The sequence below is a fragment of the Burkholderia sp. BCC1047 genome, assembly GCF_902833155.1.
GTDB lineage: Bacteria > Pseudomonadota > Gammaproteobacteria > Burkholderiales > Burkholderiaceae > Burkholderia > Burkholderia sola.
Window position 1 is genome coordinate 199,575 of record NZ_CADFEH010000006.1, and the last position, 20,274, is coordinate 219,848.

At 67.9% G+C, this 20,274-nt stretch carries 21 protein-coding genes; 10 read left to right on the forward strand and 11 right to left on the reverse strand.

What is annotated here, in order from left to right:
- Positions 1–179: 179 nt before the first annotated feature.
- Positions 180–1,574, forward strand: coding sequence for a class II fumarate hydratase (gene fumC, locus HWX55_RS09555; protein ID WP_027811986.1), 1,395 nt, complete (start codon positions 180–182; stop codon positions 1,572–1,574).
- Between the two features lie 46 nt (positions 1,575–1,620).
- Here fumC and HWX55_RS09560 read toward each other — a convergent pair whose 3' ends face one another.
- The gene (locus tag HWX55_RS09560; protein WP_027811985.1) at positions 1,621–2,133 is read right to left on the reverse strand and encodes an acyl-CoA thioesterase; all 513 of its coding nucleotides are present in this window, start codon (positions 2,131–2,133) and stop codon (positions 1,621–1,623) included.
- 130 nt (positions 2,134–2,263) lie between these two features.
- The gene (locus HWX55_RS09565; protein WP_162838111.1) at positions 2,264–2,404 is read right to left on the reverse strand and encodes a hypothetical protein; all 141 of its coding nucleotides are present in this window, start codon (positions 2,402–2,404) and stop codon (positions 2,264–2,266) included.
- A gap of 188 nt (positions 2,405–2,592) precedes the next feature.
- Between HWX55_RS09565 and HWX55_RS09570 the strand changes: the two genes are divergently transcribed.
- Positions 2,593–3,300, forward strand: coding sequence for a helix-turn-helix transcriptional regulator (locus HWX55_RS09570; RefSeq protein ID WP_050011501.1), 708 nt, complete (start codon positions 2,593–2,595; stop codon positions 3,298–3,300).
- Positions 3,301–3,450: 150 nt separating this feature from the next.
- Positions 3,451–6,039 (forward strand): DUF6600 domain-containing protein, encoded by a 2,589-nt coding sequence (locus tag HWX55_RS09575; RefSeq protein WP_244140532.1) that lies wholly within the window; start codon positions 3,451–3,453, stop codon positions 6,037–6,039.
- Between the two features lie 99 nt (positions 6,040–6,138).
- On the opposite strand, the gene HWX55_RS09580 is transcribed toward HWX55_RS09575, so the two are convergent.
- The gene (locus HWX55_RS09580) at positions 6,139–7,110 is read right to left on the reverse strand and encodes a thymidylate synthase (protein WP_175975431.1); all 972 of its coding nucleotides are present in this window, start codon (positions 7,108–7,110) and stop codon (positions 6,139–6,141) included.
- 42 nt (positions 7,111–7,152) lie between these two features.
- On the reverse strand, positions 7,153–8,550 hold the full coding sequence (locus HWX55_RS09585) for a sigma-54 dependent transcriptional regulator (RefSeq protein ID WP_050011505.1): 1,398 nt from the start codon (positions 8,548–8,550) through the stop codon (positions 7,153–7,155).
- A gap of 500 nt (positions 8,551–9,050) precedes the next feature.
- Between HWX55_RS09585 and HWX55_RS09590 the strand changes: the two genes are divergently transcribed.
- Together HWX55_RS09590 and HWX55_RS09595 are read left to right on the forward strand one after the other, a co-directional pair.
- Entirely contained in the window at positions 9,051–9,383 is a 333-nt protein-coding gene (locus tag HWX55_RS09590; protein WP_175975432.1) for a hypothetical protein, read from the forward strand.
- Between the two features lie 289 nt (positions 9,384–9,672).
- Complete coding sequence (locus tag HWX55_RS09595; RefSeq protein ID WP_050011507.1) at positions 9,673–10,173, forward strand: dihydrofolate reductase; 501 nt, start codon at positions 9,673–9,675, stop codon at positions 10,171–10,173.
- Between the two features lie 89 nt (positions 10,174–10,262).
- Here HWX55_RS09595 and pmbA read toward each other — a convergent pair whose 3' ends face one another.
- Positions 10,263–11,633, reverse strand: a complete 1,371-nt coding sequence (gene pmbA / locus HWX55_RS09600) for a metalloprotease PmbA (RefSeq protein WP_175975433.1) — start codon at positions 11,631–11,633, stop codon at positions 10,263–10,265.
- 127 nt (positions 11,634–11,760) lie between these two features.
- Between pmbA and yjgA the strand changes: the two genes are divergently transcribed.
- Both yjgA and mog read left to right on the forward strand, forming a co-directional pair.
- The gene (gene yjgA, locus HWX55_RS09605) at positions 11,761–12,372 is read left to right on the forward strand and encodes a ribosome biogenesis factor YjgA (RefSeq protein WP_279612670.1); all 612 of its coding nucleotides are present in this window, start codon (positions 11,761–11,763) and stop codon (positions 12,370–12,372) included.
- Positions 12,356–12,964 (forward strand): molybdopterin adenylyltransferase, encoded by a 609-nt coding sequence (gene mog / locus HWX55_RS09610; RefSeq protein WP_080334138.1) that lies wholly within the window; start codon positions 12,356–12,358, stop codon positions 12,962–12,964. Before yjgA ends, mog begins: the two co-directional genes overlap by 17 nt.
- Positions 12,965–12,998: 34 nt before the next feature.
- Here the strand turns inward: mog and orn are convergent, their stop codons facing one another.
- Positions 12,999–13,619, reverse strand: a complete 621-nt coding sequence (gene orn / locus HWX55_RS09615; protein WP_175975435.1) for an oligoribonuclease — start codon at positions 13,617–13,619, stop codon at positions 12,999–13,001.
- 125 nt (positions 13,620–13,744) lie between these two features.
- On the opposite strand from orn, the gene HWX55_RS09620 reads away from it, so the two are divergent.
- From HWX55_RS09620 to HWX55_RS09630, 3 genes are all read left to right on the forward strand, one after another.
- The gene (locus tag HWX55_RS09620; protein WP_175975436.1) at positions 13,745–15,004 is read left to right on the forward strand and encodes a M48 family metallopeptidase; all 1,260 of its coding nucleotides are present in this window, start codon (positions 13,745–13,747) and stop codon (positions 15,002–15,004) included.
- Positions 15,001–15,942 (forward strand): ribosome small subunit-dependent GTPase A, encoded by a 942-nt coding sequence (rsgA, locus tag HWX55_RS09625; RefSeq protein WP_175975437.1) that lies wholly within the window; start codon positions 15,001–15,003, stop codon positions 15,940–15,942. The genes HWX55_RS09620 and rsgA overlap by 4 nt, the downstream gene beginning before the upstream one ends.
- Before the next feature lie 64 nt (positions 15,943–16,006).
- Positions 16,007–16,324, forward strand: coding sequence for a hypothetical protein (locus HWX55_RS09630; RefSeq protein WP_011351362.1), 318 nt, complete (start codon positions 16,007–16,009; stop codon positions 16,322–16,324).
- 81 nt (positions 16,325–16,405) lie between these two features.
- On the opposite strand, the gene HWX55_RS09635 is transcribed toward HWX55_RS09630, so the two are convergent.
- From HWX55_RS09635 to rimM, 5 genes are all read right to left on the reverse strand, one after another.
- Positions 16,406–17,344, reverse strand: a complete 939-nt coding sequence (locus HWX55_RS09635) for a CobD/CbiB family protein (RefSeq protein ID WP_175975438.1) — start codon at positions 17,342–17,344, stop codon at positions 16,406–16,408.
- A gap of 120 nt (positions 17,345–17,464) precedes the next feature.
- Entirely contained in the window at positions 17,465–18,151 is a 687-nt protein-coding gene (locus HWX55_RS09640) for a CoA pyrophosphatase (RefSeq protein ID WP_175975439.1), read from the reverse strand.
- Between the two features lie 87 nt (positions 18,152–18,238).
- Positions 18,239–18,631 carry a 50S ribosomal protein L19 gene (gene rplS, locus HWX55_RS09645; RefSeq protein WP_006486838.1) on the reverse strand — a complete coding sequence of 131 codons (393 nt, stop codon included), beginning with the start codon at positions 18,629–18,631 and terminating at the stop codon, positions 18,239–18,241.
- A 133-nt stretch (positions 18,632–18,764) separates the two neighbouring features.
- Positions 18,765–19,559, reverse strand: coding sequence for a tRNA (guanosine(37)-N1)-methyltransferase TrmD (trmD, locus tag HWX55_RS09650; protein ID WP_006476548.1), 795 nt, complete (start codon positions 19,557–19,559; stop codon positions 18,765–18,767).
- 1 nt (position 19,560) lies between these two features.
- Positions 19,561–20,238: a ribosome maturation factor RimM gene (gene rimM, locus HWX55_RS09655; RefSeq protein ID WP_175975440.1), complete on the reverse strand. Its 678-nt coding sequence runs from the start codon at positions 20,236–20,238 to the stop codon at positions 19,561–19,563.
- Between the last annotated feature and the right edge of the window lie 36 nt (positions 20,239–20,274).

A 20,274-nucleotide genomic window follows, 5' to 3' on the forward strand; every position in this document is an offset into this window, starting at 1 on the left:
GTTTGCGCGCGTCACGCGCCGTGGGCACGACACGACGCGAAATCGCGGCCGGCGCTATGCTTGTCGGCTGAACCGCTCGAGACGCCGCGCCAGCGGCGCGACTGCCTCACGATACGTCTGATTACGCCTGACGCCGCGCGACGACGCGCGGCCTTTCCCCTTTCCAGGAGGAGTGCATCATGAATGAAGCAGTTCGGATGGAACGCGACACGTTCGGCGAGATCGCCGTGCCGGCCGACCGGCTCTGGGGCGCGCAGACCGAGCGCTCGCTGCAGAATTTCCGGATCTCGACGGAGAAGCAGTCGCCCGAGCTGATCCATGCGCTCGCGATCGTCAAGCGCGCCGCGGCGGCCGTCAACCAGTCGCTCGGCGTGCTCGCCGACGACAAGGCGCACGCGATCATCGAGGCCGCCGACGAGATCATCGCCGGCAAGCATCCGCGCGAATTCCCGCTCGCGGTGTGGCAGACGGGCTCCGGCACGCAGACCAACATGAACCTCAACGAGGTGATCGCGAACCGCGCGAGCGAACTGATGGGCGGCGAGCGCGGCGAAGCGCGCAAGGTTCATCCGAACGACGACGTGAATCGCGGCCAGTCGTCGAACGACGTGTTCCCGACCGCGATGCACATCGCGGCCGCGTACGCGATCGTCAATCACCTGCTGCCGGCGCTGCGCACGCTGCGCGCGACGCTCGACGCGAAGTCGAAGGCGTTCGCCGACATCGTGAAGATCGGCCGCACGCACCTGCAGGACGCGACGCCGCTCACGCTCGGCCAGGAGTTCTCCGGCTATGTCGCGCAGCTCGACCAGGGCATCCGCCACGTCGAATCGGCGCTGCCGCACCTGTACGAGCTCGCGCTCGGCGGCACCGCGGTCGGCACCGGGCTGAATGCGCATCCGGAATTCGCGGTGCGCGTGGCCGACGAGATCGGCCGGCTCGCGAAGCTGCCGTTCGTGACGGCGCCGAGCAAGTTCGAGGTGATGGCGGCCGCCGACGCACTGGTGTTCGCGCATGGCGCGCTGAAGACGGTCGCGGCGAGCCTGATGAAGATCGCGAACGACGTGCGCTGGCTCGCGAGCGGGCCGCGCTGCGGGCTCGGCGAGCTGTCGATCCCGGAAAACGAGCCGGGCAGCTCGATCATGCCGGGCAAGGTGAACCCGACGCAGTCGGAAGCCGTGACGATGCTGTGCTGCCAGGTGTTCGGCAACGACGTCGCGGTCAACGTCGGCGGCGCGAGCGGCAATTTCGAACTGAACGTGTTCCGGCCGATGATCGCGCACAACGTGCTGCAGTCGGTGCGGCTGCTCGCCGACGGCGCGCAGAGCTTCAACGATCACTGCGCGGTGGGCATCGAGCCGAACCGCTCGCGCATCGACCTGTTGCTGAACGAATCGCTGATGCTCGTGACGGCGCTCAATCCGCACATCGGCTACGACAAGTCCGCGCAGATCGCGAAGAAGGCGCACAAGGAAGGCACGACGCTGAAGGCGGCCGCGCTCGCGCTCGGCTACCTGACCGAGGCGGAATTCGATGCATGGGTACGCCCCGAGCAGATGATCGGGACGCGGTAACGGCAGGACGACGGGCGCGGCGCGTCGAGCGCGGCGCCCGCGGCACTCAGACGGTGCCCTTCGCGACCTCTTCCGGCTTCATCTCGACGATCTTGTCGAGCGCGGCCCGCACGTCGGCCGCATATTTCGCGAGCACCTTCTGCTCGTCGGTTTCGGGCACGAACGGCGGCACCGGCACCGGGTTGCCGTTCTCGTCGACCGCGACGAACACGACGAGGCAATCGGTCGTCTGGCGCAGCACGCCGCCCTTCGGATCGCCGGCGTGCACCGACACGTGGATGTGCATGCTGGTACGGCCCGTCGCGACGACGCGCGCCTTCAGCTCGACCAGATTGCCGACCAGGATCGGACGCTGGAAACGGATGTTGCCGACGCTGACCGTCACGCAATAGCGGCTCGACCAGACGGCCGCGCACGCATACGCGACCTCGTCGATCCACTTCATCAGCGCGCCGCCATGCACCTTGCCGCCGAAGTTCACGGACGAAGGCTCGGCAAGGAAGCGGAATACGGTTTCGGTGCGGTCGAGAGCGGCCGGCACGGGGGACGGTTGGGGCATTGTTGTGGCTCCAGGCGGCAGGGGCGCTGTAATCGGGCCATTATACGTTGCACTGCGGCAACGCGTCGCGGCAAGCCCCGCGTGGCGGGGCTGCGGCGGCCATGCCGGCTCGCGCGCCGACCGGCGCCGGTCAGCGGCGCACCGTGATGCCCTGGTCGATCGTCCCGTACATCTCGATACTGCCGCTGCGCTCGCCGGTCGCGCCCGCACCGCCCGACGCACAGGCCGCGCACACGAGCGCCGCCGCCAACACACAGAAAATCGTCTTCATCGTTGCATCGCGTCACATGCGGCGGCCCGCTGCCGCCGCGTCCGGCCATTCTACGCGTGGCCTGCCACGGGCCGCAGTCCGGTCCGCGCCAGCGCGCCACCGCTGCATCCGACATTTCATCCGAAAGCGAAACATCGAATGCGCGCGCGGACTACACTGCCCTTCAATCCGCTCGACGAGACACGACGATGACCGATCAAGACGACCACCATTTTCCGGGCCTGAGCCGCATCGGCGCACTGATCGCCGATCCCGGCCGCGCCGCGATGCTGTGGGTGCTGATGGACGGCAGCGCACGACCGGCCGGCGAACTGACGATGATCGCGGGGCTGTCGCCGTCCGCGGCCAGCGCGCACCTCGCGCGCCTGACCGAGGGCGGGCTGCTGGCCCTCGACGTGCGCGGCCGGCATCGCTACTACCGCATCGCGTCGGCCGACATCGCGGCCTCGCTCGAAGCGCTGGCGAACGTCGCCCGCGCGGCCGCGCCGCATCGCCCGGTTCCGCCGCCGTCGCGCACGGTCCCGGCCGAACTGCGCTATGCACGCACCTGCTACGACCACATGGCCGGCGAGCTCGCGGTGCGCATCTTCGACGGCCTCACCGCGCGCGGCTGGCTATTCGCCAACGGCGACGCGATCGACACCACCGAGCGCGGCACGCAGGCGCTCTCGCAATGGGGCATCGACGTCGCGCAGCAGCGCGCGCGCCGGCGCCGCTTCGCGTGCGGCTGTCTCGACTGGAGCGAGCGGCGTTCGCATCTCGGCGGCGCGCTCGGCGCGGCGCTGCTCGACAGCTTCTGCGCACACGGCTGGATCGAGCGCGCGGCCCGACCGCGCGTGCTGCGCGTCACGGTGCCCGGGCAGCAGGTTTTCGACGCGTGGCTTACGTCTGCTTGACGCCGGCATTGCAGCTGCACGACAACGGCGCGCGATGGACAGGTTTTGTTACACCGCGTGCCATTCGACTTACAAAACACCGTGCCTTGAAACAGGCCAAGCGGATATCGTGAACGGGACGGCACGAATCGACGCGCCGCGATCACAACGATGACGCTCACCATGGCCTCCCTGTTCGCGCTCAAGCGCACCGCCCGCTACACGCTGCTCGCATTCGCCGCACTGGCGGCGCCGCCGCCCGCCTTCGCGCAATCGGCCGATGCGCCGCCGGCTGCAGCCGCGGCACGGCAACCCGGCGGCGATCCGCCCGGCCGCGTCGCGCGGCTCAATTACCTGTCGGGCGCCGTGACGACCGAACCGGCCGGCACCGATACCTGGTCGTATGCGGCGGTGAACCGGCCGCTGACGACCGGCGACCAGCTGTGGAACGATGCCGGCGCGCGCTCGGAACTGCACATCGGCTCGACCGCGGTGCGGCTCGGCGAATCGACGAGCCTGTCGGTGCTGAACCTCGACGACACGACGACGCAGTTGAAAGTGGGCCTCGGCACCGTCTCGACGCACGTGCGCGGTCTGCCGGCCGGCGGATCGTACGAAATCGACACGCCGAACCTCGCGCTCGGCATCACGGGCCCCGGCGACTATCGCGTCGATGTCGCGCCGAACGGCGCGAGCACGACGGTGACGGTGCGCAGCGGCAGCGCGACCGTCTACGGCAGCAACGGGCAGTATCCGCTGTCGCCCGGGCAGCAGGTCGTATTCACCGGCACCGACCTGCAGGTCGCGCAGCAATCGGCCGCACCGGGCCCCGACGCGCTCGACCAGTGGGCCGCCAGCCGCGACGCGGCCGAAGCGCGCTCGGTGTCGGCCCGCTACGTGTCCCGCGACATGCCCGGCTACCAGGATCTCGACGCGAACGGCACGTGGCGCGAAACCCCGAATTACGGCACGGTATGGGTGCCGAACGACACGCCGGCCGACTGGGCGCCGTATCACGACGGCCACTGGATCTGGCAGGCGCCGTGGGGCTGGACCTGGGTCGACGACGCGCCGTGGGGCTTCGCGCCCTATCACTACGGCCGCTGGGCATACGTGGACGACAGCTGGGCCTGGGTGCCGGGGCCGATGGTCGTCAGCCAGCCGCCCGTCTATGCGCCGGCGCTCGTCGCATTCGTCGGCGGCGGGGGCGGCGGCGGTTCCGACTGGAGCGTCGCGCTCACGGTCGGCGGCGTCGCGGCGGCCGGCTGCGCGTGGTTCGCGCTCGGTCCGGGCGAACCGTGGCATCCGGGCTGGGGCGGCTGGAGCCCGCACTACTACGACCGCGTCAACCGCAACATCGTGGTGAACAACGTCAACGTGAACAAGACCGTGAACGTGACGAACATCACCAATATCACCAACATCAACAAGACGTACGTGAACTTCCGCGCGCCGCACGCGATCACGGCCGTGCCGGCCGCCGCGTTCGTGCACGGCCAGCCGGTCGCGCACTTCTCGCAACACGTCGATCCGCAGCAATGGCGCAACGCGCACGTCACGCCGGGCACGCCCGGCATCGCGCCGGTCCGCCAGAGCTTCACCGGCGGGCTACGCACTGCCAGCTACCGCCCGCCGGCGGCGATCGCGCAACACCCGTATGTCGCGACGCGCAATCCTGCCGTGCCGCCCGCGTATCGCGACCAGGCCGCCGCCCACCTTGCGCAGCAAGGCGGGCGCGTACCGGGTGCCGGCGCGCCGGTCGTGAAGACGAATGTGCCGGCCGACTATGCGGCGCGTCCGGTCCGCGTGCCGGGCAAGCCGGGCGGCGGCGCCTGGGCGATGCACAACGTGCAGCTCGTGAATCCGCACGGCCCCGTCGTGCAGCCGGGCCGCGCGCCGCGTGAAGGCCAGCCGGCCGCCGAGCAGGCGGGCCGGCCGAGCGTACCGACGCCGGGCATGCCGAACGTCGCCCGGCCGGCGAACGGCGAAAGCCCCAATACACCGCGTTTCGCCAATGGCGGCCCGCCGCAGGCGCCCGGCAACCCGATCCCGCATCAGGCGTTCGCGCCCGGCAACGGCGTTCCGCATCCGCCGGGCGCGAACAACGCTCCGTCGGGCATCGGCAATGCACGAGCAGCCGCCGCGCCGTCATCGCCCGCATGGATGCAGCCGTACACGCCGATGGAGCGTCAGCGCGCCGCGCCGCCCACCGCGCTGCACGCGGCAGGACAGAATGCGCTGCCACCCGTGCGCAGCGCGGCGGCGGCGCATCCGGACGGCGTGCCGACACCGCAGGGTGTGCAACCCGGCGGCCGGAACGAAACGCCGCGCACGCAGCAGCAACCGCAGCCGCAGCCGCAGCCGCATTCGGACCATGTCGCACAGATTCCGCAACCGCGTCCGCGCCCCGATCTCCCGACGCCGGCCCGCCAAGCGCAGCCGCAGCCCGAACGGGCCGCCCCCGCGCCGCAACCGCGCCAGGACTTCGCGCAACCGGCGCCCCATCGCGAAGTCGCGCCGCCGCGCGTGAACGAGTACCGCCCGCCGGCGCCCGCCGTGCATGACATGCCGCGCCCGCAGCCGCAGGCGCCGCGCATGGAGCCGCGACCTCAACCCCAGCCGGCGCCCCGGATGGAACCGCGCCCGGCGATGCCCGCGCCCCGGATGGAGCCACGGCCACAGCCGGCGCCGCACGTCGAGGCGCCGCGTCCGGGCAATCCGCCGCCGCAGGGCGGCCACGAGGAGCGGCATCGCCAGTAAGTGCAGCAAACATGAAACAAAAAGGCTCGACCGGTATCAGCCGGTCGAGCCTTTTTGCAGGGAACGAATCGATGCAACCGCGCGGCCGCGGCCGCGCGATCAGACCGCCATCGGCGCGGTCAGCGGCTCATGGTGCCGGTAGCCGACGAGCGAGAAATCGGACGGCTCGACCTGCTCCAGCCATTCGGGCGCATAGACGCCCGTCTTCGCGTACTCGGGCACGCGCTCGGCGATCTCCAGCCGCGGACTTTCGTACGGCTCGCGCGTAAGCTGCTGCTGCAGCATGTCGAGCTGGTTCTCGTAGATGTGCGCGTCGCCGATGAAATACGTGAACCAGCGCGGCGTATAGCCCGTCAGCCGGCCGACGAGCGACAGCAGTGCGGCCCCTTCCGTCAGGTTGAACGGCGTGCCGAGGCCGACGTCGTTGCTGCGGATGTACAGGCACAGCGAGATCTCGCGCTTCGTCGCGTTCGGCAGGAACTGGTACAGCAGATGGCACGCGGGCAGCGCGATCTGGTCGAGCACGGCCGGATTCCACGCGTGAAACAGGATGCGGCGATCGGACGGGTTCTCCATGATCGTGTCCAGGCACTGGCGCAGCTGGTCGATCGCCTTGTACAGCAGCACCTTCGGCGCACCGTCTTCGTCGAAACGCGTGACGATCCGGAAGCCGCGGCGCGTCGCGTCGGCGATCTGCGCGTCGGCGTTCGCGTCGAGCACCTTGTAGCCCGGCCACTGACGCCATTGCACGCCGTATACGTCGCCGAGATCGTCGACGCCCTGGCGATACGGGTTCGCGAGCCACTGCGCGTTCTCGTTCGCGTTCGCATCCCATACCTTGCAGCCGAGCGCGCGGAAATCGGCCGCGCTGCGCGACGCGCGCAGGAACCCGACCAGTTCGCCGATCGCGGACTTGAACGCGAGCTTCTTGGTCGTCACGGCCGGGAAGCCTCGCTGCAGGTCGAAGCGCAGCATCGCGCCCGGCATGCTGATGGTGCGGATGCCCGTGCGGTTCTCCTGCCAGGCGCCGGTATCGAGAATGGTACGAACGAGATCGAGATACTGTTTCATGCGGGTTCCTTCGGCCGCGAGGGGCGGCCGTACCCGCCAATTTTAGCAAGCGTGGCGCGGAAGCTCCGGCAACGACGCCGAAAACCCTGCCAGCGTGTCGCCGCGATCGCGCATGCCGTGCGCGCACATCAGCCGGTAGAGCGTGACGCGCGACACGCCGAGCTCACGCGCGGCATCGGCAAAACGGCCGCGATGGCGCAGCAGCGCCTGCTCGATCGCCTGCCGTTCGGCCGCCTCGCGCGCCTCCAGCAGCGACACCGGCGCGAGCGTCGCATAGTCGTTCAGCTCGAGATCGGCCGCGGTGATCATCCGGCCTTCGGACATCACGATCGCGCGCCGCACGCGGTTGATCAGCTCGCGCACGTTGCCCGGCCACGAATAGCCGTACAGCGACGCGACCGCGTCCGGGGAAAAGCCGCGCAGGCGGCGATGCGCGTCGCCCTTGAAGCGCTCGAGCATGTGGCGCGCCAGCACCTCGATGTCCTTGCCGCGCGCGCGCAGCGGCGGCTCCTCGATCTTCAGCACGCACAGCCGGTGAAACAGGTCCTCGCGAAAGCGCCCTTCGCGCAGCGCCGTTTCCATGTCCACGTGCGTCGCGCAGATCACGCGGACATCGACCGGCATCGACACGTGCGCGCCGAGCCGCTCGATCTTGCCTTCCTGCAGGAAGCGCAGCAGGCTCGCCTGGCTTTCGAGCGGCAGGTCGCCGATCTCGTCGAGAAACAGCGTGCCGCCGTTGGCGGCCTCGACGCGGCCGATCTTGCGCTGGTTCGCGCCGGTGAACGCGCCGCGTTCATAGCCGAACAGTTCCGCCTGCAGCAGCGTCGACGGGATCGCGCCGCAATTGATCGCGATGAACGGCGCCTGCGCGCGCGACGAACGCTCGTGAATCGCGACCGCCGTCAGTTCCTTGCCCGTGCCCGATTCGCCGGAGATGAACACCGGGGCGTCGGTCGCCGCGACGCGGCGAATCGTCCTGAAGAGCCCGAGCATCGCATCGCAGGTGCCGACCATCTCGCCTTCGCTGCGCCCGGCGCCGACGGGCGGCGCAACGGGATCGGTCAATGCGACCATGCCGTGCGCATGGCCGACGGTCTCGACGATCCGCCCGGTTTCGTACGGCATCGTCACGTAGTCGAAGCAATAGTCGCGGATGAGATGCCGCAGCGTCGCGTCCTGCAACTGGCCGCGCCGCGTCGCCGCGATCCAGCCGATGTGCTGGATGCTCAGGCAGGCTTCGAGTTCGCGCAGATCCGACGGCTTGAAGCCCGGCGAGAAATCGAGCAGGCCGGCGGTTGCCACGCCGTGCTGCACGACACGCCGCACGTCGCGCACGGTCTCGGCGAGATCGACGCGCCAGCCGCGCTCGTCGAAATGGCCGCGCAACGCGTCGTTCGGTTCGCGCGAATAGTAGATCACGTGCCGCTGATCGGCTCCCATATCCTCACCCCGTTCATCAACCGTCTAACGATTGCCGCACACGTCAGATCGTGTGCAAAAGGATCGAATCGAGTCAGCCAGAGGTGGCTCGATTCGCCATGCCGATGCGCGGCAACGACAAAGCCTCGCATGATGGCGCTTATCTCGCGTCCAATAATTTTTGACAAGACAGCTTGGTTATAGGCGCTGAATACGACAAACCCGTTTCAGCACCGATGGCGATGCGGCCAAATCGCTCAGGAGGTCGATGCAGATCAATCCTCTGCACATAGTGGATGCGCAGAAAGGGCTTCGTCACCAACACACGCGCCGATTTTCATCCTTCGAGCGTATCGGTTGAATCAGCAATATTCCCGAGCCCCCTCGTTTCAGGCCTGAAACATTTTCAGGCGTTTTCGGCCGTCATTCGCAATGCTCGGGCACGAATCGCAATGGCGGCAACGGTTCCGGTACGGTGGCATGTATTTCGCTGAATACGGAAACGACCGGAGACAGTCGCCATGAGAAAACTTTTTTTACTTTCCTTCGTGCCGATGACGCTCGTGCTGTCGGCCGCCGGCCCGCCTGCACCGGCCTGCGCGGACGAAGGCATGCAGCCGCAGCGCGCGATGCTGCTTGCCGACAACACGCCGGGCAGGCAACACGACGACGCGTTCGGTATCGTGACCGTGTCGGCGCCGCAACCGCTGCCGGCACGCCAGGCCTCCGTGACGCTGTGGGACGAGATTCCACCGCCGCCCCATTTGCCGATGCCGCTGCCGCTGCCGGCGCCGCAACCGGGCGATATCCGGCATGCGATGGACGGCAACGCGCGAGTCAATACGCACCCCTGATCATTCGACGCGTCGAATCGATCAGGATTGCGTATTGAATCGACGATCCGGTCGGAAGGAATGCCATCGGGCAGAGCCGGTATCGCCGATCTCGCGGCACAAAAAGTTTTTGTGCTCCGTCCCCCGGCGGGCACACTTTTTATTCGGACGGCCGCCGCGGCGCGGGGCATCACGCGTCGCGGCGCACGATGCAAGAAACGCGAATACCCGCGCCGGCAGGCGGAATCCGGCGCGCGCCGCCGTTCCGGTAAAATCGGCCCCATTCCGTCTTCCCTCTTCCCCGACCTTCATGACGACGTTGACCTTGATCGTCGCGCGTGCCCGCAACGGCATCATCGGCCGCGACAACCAGTTGCCCTGGAAACTTCCCGAGGATCTCGCGTTCTTCAAGCGCACGACGATGGGCGCGCCGATCGTGATGGGCCGCAAGACCCACGAATCGATCGGCCGGCCGCTGCCCGGCCGCCGCAACATCGTCGTCACGCGCGACGCCGCGCGCCGTTTCGAAGGCTGCGACACGGTCACGTCGCTCGCCGATGCACTGGCGCTCGCCGCGCACGACGGCGTGCCCGAGGCGTTCCTGATCGGCGGCGCGCAACTCTACGCGGAAGGTCTCACGCTCGCCGACAAGCTGATCGTCACCGAGATCGATGCAGATTTCGACGGCGACGCGTCGTTCCCGGCGCCCGACGCCGCGCACTGGCAGGAAGTCTCGCGCGACGCGCATCGGGCCGCCGCGCCGAACACGTTCGGCTATGCGTTCGTCGTCTACACGCGCAAGCGCGGCTGACGTCTTCTTCCGCGCGATGAAAAAAGCCCGACCGGCTCACATACGCCGGTCGGGCTTTTTCGTTTCCTGGCGGCCTGCGCCACGCGGGCTTACTGCCCCGCGATCGTCATCTGCTCGATCAGCACCGAGCCGGTTTCCTTCGTCCCGCGCACGATCGAGTCCGCCCCGATCGCGACGATATGGCGGAACATCTCCTGCAGCGTGCTGGCGACGGTGATTTCCTCGACCGGATACTGGATCACGCCGTTCTCCACCCAGAAACCCGCCGCGCCGCGCGAATAGTCGCCCGTCACGTAGTTCACGCCCTGCCCCATCAGCTCGGTCAGCAACAGGCCCGTGCCGAGCTTCTTCAGCATCGCGTCGAAGTCGTCGCCCGCCTGCGTGTTCGAGCTGCGCAGCGCGAGGTTGTGCGAGCCGCCCGCGTTGCCGGTGGTTTGCGTGCCGAGCTTGCGCGCCGAATAGGTCGACAGGAAATAGCCTTCGACGACGCCGTCCTTCACGACGCTGCGCGCACGCGTGCGCACGCCTTCCTCGTCGAACGGCGCGCTGCCCATCGCGCGCGGCACGTGCGGATCCTCGACGACCTGGACGTGCGGCGCGAACACCGGCTTGCCGAGGCTGTCGACGAGGAACGACGTCTTGCGATACAGCGCGCCACCGCTCACCGCCTGCACGAACGCGCCGAGCAGGCCGGCCGCGAGCGGCGCCTCGAACAGCACGGGCACCTTGCGCGTGTCGAGACGGCGCGCGCCCATCCGCGCGAGCGCGCGTTCGGCCGCGTAACGGCCCACCGCTTCGGGCGCGGCGAGATCGATCGCGCTGCGCTTCGACGAATACCAGTCGTCGCGCTGCATGTGGCGGCCGCTGCCCGCGATCGGCGCGCATGCGATGTAGTGGCGCGAGTACGGATAGCCGGCGAGGAAGCCGCGCGACGTCGCGAGCACGAACTGCGAGTGCTGCGCCGACACGCTCGCGCCTTCCGAATTGCGGATCTGCGGGCTGACCGCGAACGCGGCGTCTTCCGCGCGGCGGGCGAGCTCGACGGCCTCGTCGGCGCTCAGCGCCCACGGGTGGTACAGATCGAGGTCGCGCGGATTGGTTTCGAGCAGCTCGGCTTCGGCCAGGCCGGCCGCCTCGTCCTCGGCCGTGAAGCGCGCGATGTTGTAGGCCGCGGCGACGGTATCCTTGATCGCGGCCGGCGAGAAGTCCGACGTGCTCGCGTTGCCGCGCTTCTTGCCGATGAACACGGTGACGCCGACCATCTTGTCGCGGTTGTGCTCGATCGTTTCGACTTCGCCGCGGCGCACCGACACCGACAGGCCGTCGCCCTCGGAGATTTCGGTCGCGGCGTCGGTCGCGCCGAGCGCCTTCGCATGGCGAAGGATGTCCGATGCGATTTCCTTGAGCTGGTCCTGCGTGTGCGGGAAATAGCGCGCTTGTACGTCGAGATTGGCTGCCATCGTCTTGGTATCCGGTGGCGGGCGGGCGCCCGCATGGTCAAAATGTTGCGTATCCCGCGATCATAGCAAGGTCCGGGGCCGCGCACAGACAAGCTTGGGGTGTCCGCACCGCGATACAATGCGGCCCATGACACGCAAAACCCGAATCCAGCCGATCGAGCCTGTCGCCGAAGAAGACGACAACGGCTACGATCGCCCCAGCAAATCCCAGTTGAAGCGCGAAATGCACGAGTTGCAGGTGCTCGGCCAGGCGCTCGTCGACCTGCCGAAAGACGCACTGAAGCGCATGCCGATGCCCGAAAGTCTCGCGGACGCCGTGCGCGAGGCGCGCCGGATCACCGATCACGAAGGCAAGCGCCGCCAGCTCCAGTACGTCGGCCGCGTGATGCGCTCGCTGACCGACGACGAAACGGCCGCGCTGCGCACCGCGCTCGACGCGCAACGCGGCGTGAACAAGGCCGCGACGGCCCGCCTGCACTGGATCGAGCGCACGCGCGAGCAGCTGCTCGCGAGCGACGACGCGCTGACCGAATTCCTGCGCCAGCACCCGGACGCCGACATCCAGGAAGGCCGCACGCTGATCCGCAACGCACGCAAGGAAGCGCAGCAAGGCAAGCCGCCGCGCTATTTCCGCGAGCTGTTCCAGTGGATCAAGGCGGCCGGCGGCGCGTCCGACAGCGACGACGACGCGGCCGACGACGCCGGAGACGACCATGACGACCATGACGACGAAGCCTAACCACCCGGACGAGCTCGTGGTCGGCCTCGTGTCGATCAGCGACCGCGCGAGTACGGGGGTCTACGAAGACAAGGGTATTCCGGCGCTGCAGGAATGGCTCGCCGGCACGCTGGTTTCGCCGTGGCGCGCCGAAACGCGCCTGATCCAGGACGACGCGCCGACGATCTCGGCCACGCTGACCGAACTCGTCGACGTCGCCGGCTGCGACCTCGTGCTGACGACGGGCGGCACGGGCCCCGCGCGTCGCGACGTGACGCCGGAAGCCACGCTGGCCGTGGCGACGAAGGAAATGCCGGGATTCGGCGAACAGATGCGGCAGATCAGCCTGAATTTCGTGCCGACCGCGATCCTGTCGCGGCAGGTCGCGGTGATCCGCGAAACGGCCGACCATGCGGCGCTGATCATCAACCTGCCCGGCCAGCCGAAGTCGATCCGCGAAACGCTGGAAGGGCTGCGCGACGCCGACGGCAAGTCGACCGTGCCCGGCATCTTCGCCGCGGTGCCGTACTGCATCGACCTGATCGGCGGCCCGTATATCGAGACCGACGCCGCGGTGGTCGCGGCGTTCCGGCCGAAAAGCGCGCGGCGCTGAGCGTTTGCCGCGCGCCCCGCGCGTGCCGGCCCGCTCAGGCGGCCGGCACGGAATCGCCTGCCGGCGCCGACGCGGCCGGAATCAGGAAATGCTGGCGGTAGTACTTCAGCTCGTCGATCGACTCGTGGATGTCGGCGAGCGCGGTGTGCATCGCCCGCTTCTGGAAACCCTTGTAGATGGCCGGCTGCCAGCGGCGGCACAGCTCCTTGAGCGTGCTGACGTCGAGGTTGCGGTAGTGGAAGAACCGCTCGAATTCCGGCATCCAGCGCGCCATGAAGCGGCGGTCCTGGCAAATCGAGTTGCCGCACATCGGCGACTTGCCCGGCGACACGTACTGCGCGAGGAACGCCTGCAGTTGCGCGGCGGCTTCCGCCTCGGTCACTGTCGACGCGCGCACGCGGTCGATCAGCCCCGAGCGGCCGTGCGTCGACTTGTTCCAGTCGTCCATCTTCGCGAGCGTCTCGTCGCTCTGGTGAATCGCGAACACCGGGCCCTCGACGGCGATGTCGAGCGTGGAATTGGTCACGACGACCGCGATCTCGATGATGCGGTCGTTATCCGGGTCGAGGCCCGTCATCTCCATGTCGAGCCAGACGAGGTTCAACTCGTTGCGCACGAGCGCGGGCTGGCTGGCGGAAGCGGCGGTATCGATCATGATTCATCCTGGAAAATAGCGAACCGGGCGCGCCGACGCGGCGCCGCCCGGGCGGCCGGCATCGCATCAGCGGGGCCGGTCCGCAAGAACATATAATTCTCGCATAGAACCCTTTGGCGCCTTCGATGTCACCCTTTTCGTTCACCCTGCTGTTCGCGATCGCCGTACTCGCGATGGTCGTCACCAAGCTGTGGCTCGCGTCGCGGCAGATCCACTTCGTCGCCGCGCACCGCAACGGCGTGCCCGCGCAGTTCAGCGCCACCATCCCGCTGACCGCCCACCAGCGCGCGGCCGATTACACCGTCGAGCGCACCCGGCTGACGATGCTCGAGATCGTCGTCAGCGCGGCCGTGCTGGTCGGCCTCACGCTGCTTGGCGGCGTCGGCGCGCTCGACACGCTGCTGACCGGCTGGCTCGGCCGCGGCTACGGGCAGCAGGTCGCGCTGGTCGCCGCGGTGCTCGCGATCACGGGCGTGATCGACGTGCCGTTCGAGTATTACCGCCAGTTCGGGATCGAACAGCGCTTCGGCTTCAACCGGATGACGAAGCGGCTGTTCTTCACCGACATGCTGAAAAACACGTTGCTCGGCGCCGTGCTCGGCCTGCCGCTGCTGTTCGTCGTGCTGTGGCTGATGAACCAGGCCGGCAACCTGTGGTGGCTGTGGACCTGGGTCGTCTGGGTCGCGTTCCAGATGCTCGTGCTGCTGATCTACCCGACCTTCATCGCGCCGCTGTTCAACAAGTTCGAGCCGCTGAAGGACGAGGCGCTGCGCGCGCGCATCGAGTCGCTGATGAAGCGCTGCGGCTTCGCGGCCAAGGGGCTGTTCGTGATGGACGGCAGCCGCCGCTCCGCGCACGGCAACGCGTACTTCACGGGCTTCGGCGCATCGAAGCGGATCGTGTTCTTCGACACGCTGCTCGCACGCCTGTCCGGCCAGGAGATCGAAGCCGTGCTCGCGCACGAGCTCGGCCACTTCAAGCGCCGCCACGTGATGAAGCGGATGCTCGTGTCGTTCGTGCTGAGCCTCGTGCTGCTCGCGCTGCTCGGCTGGCTCGCGCAACGCACGTGGTTCTACACGGGGCTCGGCGTCACGCCGTCGCTCGACACCAGCAACGCGGGTGCCGCGCTGATCCTGTTCTTCCTCGCGATTCCGGTGTTCCTGTTCTTCGCGACGCCGTTCAGCAGCCTCACGTCGCGCAAGCACGAATTCGAGGCCGACGCGTTCGCGGCCAGCCAGACCGACGCGCAGGATCTCGTCAGCGCGCTCGTGAAGCTCTATGAGGACAACGCGTCGACGCTGACGCCCGACCCCGTCTACACGGCCTTCTACTACTCGCATCCGCCCGCGTCGCAGCGGATCGACCGCCTGCTGCAGCACGCATGAGCCGGCCGACCTCCCGCCAGCCGGCCCCGCGCGCATCGGGCGCGCAACGGGCCGAAGGCCGCGTGATCGCGGCGCACGGCCGCCACTACATCGTCGCCCCCGACGACGGCGGCCCGATGCTGCAATGCTTCCCGCGCGGCAAGAAGAGCGACATCGCGGTCGGCGACCGCGTCGCGTACGAACTCGCGTCGGCCGACCAGGGCGTGATCGTGGAGATCGGCGAACGGCGCAACCTGCTGTACCGCTCCGACCAGTTCAAGTCGAAGCTGTTCGCGGCAAACCTCGACCAGTTGCTGATCGTGCTCGCGACCGAGCCCTATTTCAGCGAGGATCTGCTCGGCCGCGCGCTGATCGCGGCCGAGGCGAACGAGCTGAAGCCGCTCGTCGTGCTGAACAAGATCGACGTCCAAGCCGCGCTGCCGGTGGCGCGCGAGCGTCTCGCGCCGTACCGCGCGCTCGGCTACGACGTGCTCGAGCTGTCGGTGAAAGGCGCGCCGGACGACGCGCGCGCGCAGCTGATGCCGCACCTCCCCGGGCATTCGACGATCCTGCTCGGCCAGTCCGGGATGGGCAAGTCGACGCTCGTGAACCTGCTCGTGCCCGACGCCGAAGCCGCGACCCGCGAGATTTCGGCCGCGCTCAACAGCGGCCGTCACACGACCACGTTCACGCGCCTGTACCCGCTGGAAGGCGGCGGTGCGCTGATCGATTCGCCGGGCTTCCAGGAATTCGGCCTCTACCACCTGACCGAAGGCCGCCTCGAGCGCGCGTTTCCGGAATTCCGTCCGCTGCTCGCGGACTGCCGTTTCTATAATTGTCATCATCTGCACGAGCCCGGCTGCGCGATCCTCGAAGCCGTCGCCGACGGCCGCATCGCGCCGTCCCGGCACGCGCTGTACGCGCAGCTCGTGCACGAGGCGAGCCAGATCGTCCGCTGACCGCGAGACGTGTGCGACGGCCGGCCGGCGCCAGCCGGGCCGGCCTTCATCGACAGGAGCCGCGATGCGTTTCAAGGCACCCGACCTCGCGACCGCACAGCATTGGGCCAACGTGCTCCAGGTGGCCGGCATCGGTTGCGAGCTGCACAACTGCTATGCGACCGGCGCGCTCGGCGGCCTGCCCGCCGATGCGTGCACGCCCGAACTGTGGCTCGACGACGAACGCGACGACGCGCTCGCTCGTCGGCTGCTCGATGCCGCGTCGCACGGCCCGTCGGCCGGCGCCGCACCCTGGCGCTGCCGGCAGTGCGGCGAAGCGCTGGAAGCGCAATTCACCGCGTGCTGGCAATGCGGCGCCGTGCGCGACCCGCTCGACGACTGAACGCACTGCCCCGACGCACAGCGAAAAGGCCGGCATCGAGCCGGCCTTCTCATTTTGGCGAGCGCTGGGCTAGCACATCACTCACGATACCCACACGGCCAGCGTCAGCATCAACAGCAGGATCATCCACAGGATCACCGCGCGCCACACGAGGCCAACCGCCGACTGCAGCGTGCGCGGCGTGCAATCGTCACCGACCGTCAACGGACCGCTGTCGCCGACCGCCAGCGCATCGAGGCTCGACGGTTCCGCGAGCGGCCCCGCGAGACGCGCGCCGAGCGCGCCGCTGCCCGCGGCCAGCAATACGCCGTCGTTCGGGTCGGGCCACTGGCGCGTATGGTTGCGCCACGCATAGATCGCATCCTCGAAGTTACCGACGATCGCGAAGCCGAGCGCCGTCAGGCGCGACGGAATCCAGTCGATCACGAAGAATGCGCGCTGCGCGAACGTCGAGAACGCGGCCGTGCGGTCGTCGCCCGGCGTCGACCAACTGCGCGCGAGGTATTCGGAAATCCGGTACAGCACGGCGCCGGCCGGGCCGATCGGCAGCACGTACCAGAAGAACACGCCGAACACGTGCCGATGCGACGCGACGACCGCGTGAATCAGCGTATGGCGGACGATTTCGCCGACCGGCATGTCGACCGTGTCGAGGCCCGTCCACTCGTGCAGGATTTCGCGCGCACGCGGCACGTCGTCGTTGTTGAGCGCGAGATGGATATCGGTGAAGTAGTGGCTGAACTGGCGGAAGCCGAGCGTGAAATACACGACGGCGACGTTCCACAGGAACGCGAGCACGAAGCTCACCTTGTACAGCAGGAAATAGATCAGCGCGACGATCAGCACCCACGGCAGCACGACCGCGAGCCAGGCGAGGAGCCCATGCTTCTGCTTGCCGGCGTCGAGGCCATGCGCGACGTTTTCCGCATGAAACTGGAACAGTGCGAACACCGGATTGCTCGGCGACAACGCGCGGACCTGTTCGATGATGAGAGCGAGGAGAACCGAAAAGAAAGTCATGCGTGGCGCCGTCTTCGGAGTTATGTCATTTTTTGCATAACGATAGCACAGCGTCAGCCGCGCATGGCTGCCGGCGCGGTCGCCGGGCAGCCGCTCGCGCGCGCCGGCCGGCGCGCCCGCCTAACCGGCCGCCAAGAAGCGATACAGATTGCGAAACATGGCGGCAGTTGCGCCCCAGATGAAGTAATGCCCGTCCGGTTCGTCGTTCGGGTAAGGCATGGCAAAAAAACGACGCTCGCCGCCTTCCCACCGGAACACGCGGATCTGATGGTTCGCGGGATTCATCACGAACGCGAGCGGCACTTCGAAAATCTCGGCGACTTCGAACGTGTCGGCCTGCACGGTGAACGGCGGATGCACGAGGCCGACGACCGGCGTCACGCAGAAGCCCGTGCCGGTCAGGTAGTCGGGCAGTGCACCGAGAATCTCGACGTGTTCGGCGGCCAGCCCGATCTCCTCCTTCGCCTCGCGCAACGCGGTGGCGGTCGCGTCGCGGTCGAACGGCTCGCGACGGCCGCCGGGAAAACTGATTTGCCCGGCGTGATCGTTCAGGTGATCGGCGCGCTGCGTCAGCAGCACCGTGAGGCCCGACTCGCGGACGACGAGCGGCACGAGGACGGCCGCGCTACGCGGATCGACGCCTTCCTGCAGCCTCGCCTCGCCGGGCTCGACGCTCCATTCGAGCGTACGCGCGAAACGTTCGCGCAGGCCGGACGGCGTCAGCAACCGGGAATCGATGACAGGCAGGCCGGCACCGGTGCCTTCGACCGGCAGGACTTCGGGATCGATGATGGGGCGGCGATTCAATGGAGCTCTCGGGTTCGTGTCGTATCGAGCATATTGTCGCGCCAGAATGAAAAAAGCACCCGGTTGGGTGCTTTTTCCTTACAGCTCTTACTCTTGGGAAGCTGCTGCGGCGCGATCCTTCGACACCAGCTTTTCCTTGATACGAGCCGACTTGCCCGAACGCTCGCGCAGGTAGTACAGCTTCGCACGACGCACATCACCGCGACGCTTCACGACGATGCTTGCCAGCAGCGGCGAGTACGTCTGGAACGTACGCTCGACGCCTTCGCCCGACGAGATCTTGCGGACGATGAAGTTCGAGTTCAGACCACGATTGCGAATCGCGATCACGACGCCTTCGTAAGCCTGAACGCGCTTGCGGTTACCTTCAACCACGTTCACGTTCACGATCACCGTGTCGCCCGGGGCGAAATCGGGGATGGTCTTGCCGGCGAGCGCGCGCTCGATCTCTTCCTGCTCAAGTTTTGCGATCAGATTCATTACTGACTCCTTATGCCATCGTGTCGGCGTTCACACCCGCCTGCTTCCAGGCCTGGCCCCGATAGAGGATGGATTCACATCAGGCGCCGCACACGCATGTACGGCACCGCCAATTCCCGCTCGCGCAGCCGCCTCAGGAGGCGTCCTTCGCTTCGCGTGCGAGGTTCGCGAGCCACGCCTCGTCGGCCCGGCTCAACAACTTCTCGCGGCGCGCCCGGACGATCAGGTCCGGCCGCTTCCGCAACGTATTCCTCAATGCTTCCTGGCGCCGCCACTTCTCGATCTCGGCATGATGCCCGCCGAGCAGCACGTCCGGCACGCGCACGCCGTCGTATTCCTCGGGGCGCGTGTAGTGCGGACAATCGAGCAGGCCATCGGCGAAGCTGTCCTGCACGGCCGACAGCGAATCGTTCAGCACGCCGGGCAGCAACCGCACGACTGCATCCATCATCGCCATCGCCGGCAATTCGCCGCCCGACAGCACGAAATCGCCGAGGCTGATTTCCTCGTCGACGCAACGGTCGAGCAGGCGCTGGTCGATCGCTTCGTAGCGACCGCACAGCACGACGACGCCGGGTTCCTGCGCCATCCGCACCGCACGATCATGCGTGAGCGGCGCGCCTTGCGGCGACATCATCACGACGCGCGTGCTCGCGATGCCCTGCTCCGCCTGTGCCGCTTTCGCGGCGTCGATCGCGGCTTCGAGCGGCCTGGCCAGCATCACCATGCCCGGACCGCCGCCGTACGGACGATCGTCGACCGTGCGGTAGTTGTCCGTCGTGAAATCACGCGGATTCCAGGTGCGCAACCCGAAGCGCCCCTGCTTCACGGCCCGGCTGGTGATTCCCCAGTCGGTCAGTGCACGGAACATCTCGGGAAAGAGCGTGACGACGTCGAACTGCACCGCGCTCTCGGTAACCTGGTTCATTTCAGTAATCGGCTTCCCAGTCGACGACGATGCGACGCGCCGCCTGATCCACCGTTTTGACGTAGACGCCGACGAACGGAATCAACCGCTCGTCGGTGGTCGGCTGACCGTCTTTGCCGGTTGCCGGATACTCGACACGCATGATCGAATGCACGCCGTTGTCGATCATCCCGCTCACCTTCCCGAGCGCCACCGATTGCTCGTTGACGACCTCGAGACCGATCAGGTCGACCCAATAGAATTCGTCCGCGGCCAGTGCCGGGAAATCTTCCCGGCGCACGAACACGCGAAAGCCGCGCATGGACAGCGCGGCATCGCGGTCGCTGACGCCCGCGGGTTGCGCAACGACGGTGTCGCTGTGCGTCTTCGACTGCATGATGCGGACGGAAAGCCGCTCCGCACCGCGTTCCAGCCACCAGCGACGCGCGTTGAGCAGCGCGTCGCCACCGCGACCGGCATCGGCATGCGTCGCCACCTTGACCCAGCCCTTCAGGCCGTAGGCGTCGACCACCGCCCCGACCTCGACGGCATCGTCGGGCCAGGCTTGCGTCGCGTCGGGACTGCCTTGTTCGACAGCCTGACCGGCGTTCGCGACTGCGTCGCGCTCGACCGGCTTGCGGACGAATGCGCCGAATGACGCACGCCCGCGCCTTGCATTACCGGAATCGTGACCCGCCATCAATGCACCTCACAGCCGGCACGACCGGCACACCGT

Coding starts and splice junctions, on each gene's coding strand:
- rsgA (WP_175975437.1), top strand. CDS start 15,001: ATGAGCCGGCCGACCTCCCGCCAGCCGGCCCCGCGCGCATCGGGCGCG.
- HWX55_RS09565 (WP_162838111.1), bottom strand. CDS start 2,404: ATGAAGACGATTTTCTGTGTGTTGGCGGCGGCGCTCGTGTGCGCGGCC.
- rplS (WP_006486838.1), bottom strand. CDS start 18,631: ATGAATCTGATCGCAAAACTTGAGCAGGAAGAGATCGAGCGCGCGCTC.
- orn (WP_175975435.1), bottom strand. CDS start 13,619: ATGATCGATACCGCCGCTTCCGCCAGCCAGCCCGCGCTCGTGCGCAAC.
- HWX55_RS09595 (WP_050011507.1), top strand. CDS start 9,673: ATGACGACGTTGACCTTGATCGTCGCGCGTGCCCGCAACGGCATCATC.
- HWX55_RS09590 (WP_175975432.1), top strand. CDS start 9,051: ATGAGAAAACTTTTTTTACTTTCCTTCGTGCCGATGACGCTCGTGCTG.
- HWX55_RS09635 (WP_175975438.1), bottom strand. CDS start 17,344: ATGACTTTCTTTTCGGTTCTCCTCGCTCTCATCATCGAACAGGTCCGC.
- HWX55_RS09560 (WP_027811985.1), bottom strand. CDS start 2,133: ATGCCCCAACCGTCCCCCGTGCCGGCCGCTCTCGACCGCACCGAAACC.
- mog (WP_080334138.1), top strand. CDS start 12,356: ATGACGACGAAGCCTAACCACCCGGACGAGCTCGTGGTCGGCCTCGTG.
- rimM (WP_175975440.1), bottom strand. CDS start 20,238: ATGGCGGGTCACGATTCCGGTAATGCAAGGCGCGGGCGTGCGTCATTC.
- HWX55_RS09630 (WP_011351362.1), top strand. CDS start 16,007: ATGCGTTTCAAGGCACCCGACCTCGCGACCGCACAGCATTGGGCCAAC.
- fumC (WP_027811986.1), top strand. CDS start 180: ATGAATGAAGCAGTTCGGATGGAACGCGACACGTTCGGCGAGATCGCC.
- HWX55_RS09585 (WP_050011505.1), bottom strand. CDS start 8,550: ATGGGAGCCGATCAGCGGCACGTGATCTACTATTCGCGCGAACCGAAC.
- HWX55_RS09620 (WP_175975436.1), top strand. CDS start 13,745: ATGTCACCCTTTTCGTTCACCCTGCTGTTCGCGATCGCCGTACTCGCG.
- pmbA (WP_175975433.1), bottom strand. CDS start 11,633: ATGGCAGCCAATCTCGACGTACAAGCGCGCTATTTCCCGCACACGCAG.
- yjgA (WP_279612670.1), top strand. CDS start 11,761: ATGACACGCAAAACCCGAATCCAGCCGATCGAGCCTGTCGCCGAAGAA.
- HWX55_RS09575 (WP_244140532.1), top strand. CDS start 3,451: ATGACGCTCACCATGGCCTCCCTGTTCGCGCTCAAGCGCACCGCCCGC.
- trmD (WP_006476548.1), bottom strand. CDS start 19,559: ATGAACCAGGTTACCGAGAGCGCGGTGCAGTTCGACGTCGTCACGCTC.
- HWX55_RS09570 (WP_050011501.1), top strand. CDS start 2,593: ATGACCGATCAAGACGACCACCATTTTCCGGGCCTGAGCCGCATCGGC.
- HWX55_RS09580 (WP_175975431.1), bottom strand. CDS start 7,110: ATGAAACAGTATCTCGATCTCGTTCGTACCATTCTCGATACCGGCGCC.